The organism is Chryseobacterium candidae (genome assembly GCF_004916905.1).
GTDB classification, from domain to species: domain Bacteria; phylum Bacteroidota; class Bacteroidia; order Flavobacteriales; family Weeksellaceae; genus Chryseobacterium; species Chryseobacterium candidae.
Window position 1 is genome coordinate 1 of sequence record NZ_SDLV01000043.1, and the last position, 1,342, is coordinate 1,342.

The 1,342-nt window shown below is 38.5% G+C and carries 2 protein-coding genes; both read left to right on the top strand.

The features are described 5' to 3' along the window. Window positions 1-51 precede the first annotated feature (51 nt). Window positions 52-405 carry an ISAon1 family transposase N-terminal region protein gene (locus EK417_RS17325; protein WP_136522871.1) on the top strand — a complete coding sequence of 118 codons (354 nt, stop codon included), beginning with the start codon at window positions 52-54 and terminating at the stop codon, window positions 403-405. Window positions 406-442: 37 nt separating this feature from the next. Next, the coding region (locus tag EK417_RS17330; protein ID WP_228457963.1) for an ISAon1 family transposase at window positions 443-1,342 on the top strand (900 nt) is incomplete at its 3' end.

Genomic DNA, 1,342 nt, shown 5'->3' on the forward strand with positions numbered 1-1,342 from the left:
GGATCAGTCTCAAAAGTTGGGGGGAATGTTAAGTAGCTTTATCTTTGCCTAATGTTAAGCGATCACGAACTTCTTAAATTATTACTTCCGGAATTTTTAGTTGAGCACTTTGATATCCTCAAAGCAGAACCTCATGATGCAGAACTTCATATCTATTTTGAAGAAAAAAACAGCATTCCCCATGAATTCAAAGAAAGACTACTGGAATCTAAGGGCTTTTTACCTGAAATTATTGTAGATGATTATCCATTACGGGGTAAAATCGTAAAACTCCATGTGAAAAGAAGAAGATGGACTGATAAATCCTCTGGTGAAATTCTTCAAAGAGACTGGCAGCTGGTAGCGAAAGGAACACGCATGACAAAGGATCTGGCAGGCTTCTTAAAAAAAATTAGCCGACACTAAAGCTCTTCCCCTAAAAGTTATAGCAGAATTTTTCGGGATCAAAGGCAAGACTTTTCAGAGACAATACAAGAATACTCTCAGTGAATATTACAGCTGGGAACAAAAACGGCACGCAGAAGACTGGATCATTTATCCTGAAAATCTCTCAGAATCCTTATCCTTAGACGAAGTGGCCTTATCTGAAGGAGAACTTTATACTGTTCTTACCTCCAAAAAAGCAAAAGGAAGAAAAGGAAGTATTGTTGCCATCATCAAAGGTACCCAGAGTGATTTTGTCATAGAGCGTCTTTTAAAAATCAGCAGAAAACATCGGATAAAGGTAAATGAAATCAATTTGGATATGGCAGGTTCCATGAAGCGTATTGCCCAACGCTGCTTCCCTAATGCCATGCAGGTGATTGACCGATTTCATGTTCAGAAGCTGGCTATAGAAGCTCTTCAGGAAATCAGGATCAGACATCGCTGGGATGCTATTGAAATGGAAAATAAGGTAATGGAAGGATTGGGGGAAGAACAAATTCTAAGCACAGAAATATTTGAAAACGGTGATTCCCGCAAACAGCTTTTGGCAAGAAGCAGGTATTTGCTTTATAAAAGTCGCGAAAAATGGACCCTCTCCCAAAGGCAAAGAGCCGCCATTCTTTTTGCTCAGTATCCCGACCTGGAGAAAGCTTATCAATTGACCGATGGACTGCGAAAGATCTATAATCAGAATATTCCAAAATCTTTGGCTATGACTAAACTTGCGCATTGGTTCAAAGAGGTGGAAGAAGCAGATTTTAAATCTTTTTATACCTTAAGAAAAACAATAATGAATCATTACAGGGATATTTTAAACTATTTTCATCAAAGAAGCACCAATGCTGCTGCTGAATCCTTCAATGCCAAAATAAAAAACTTCAGAATGCAGCTCAGAGGTGTAAAAGACAAAGCATTC

What these genes read in the sequence shown, in the direction of transcription:
- EK417_RS17325 (WP_136522871.1), top strand. Translation starts at nt 52, where the DNA reads ATGTTAAGCGATCACGAACTTCTTAAATTATTACTTCCGGAATTTTTA.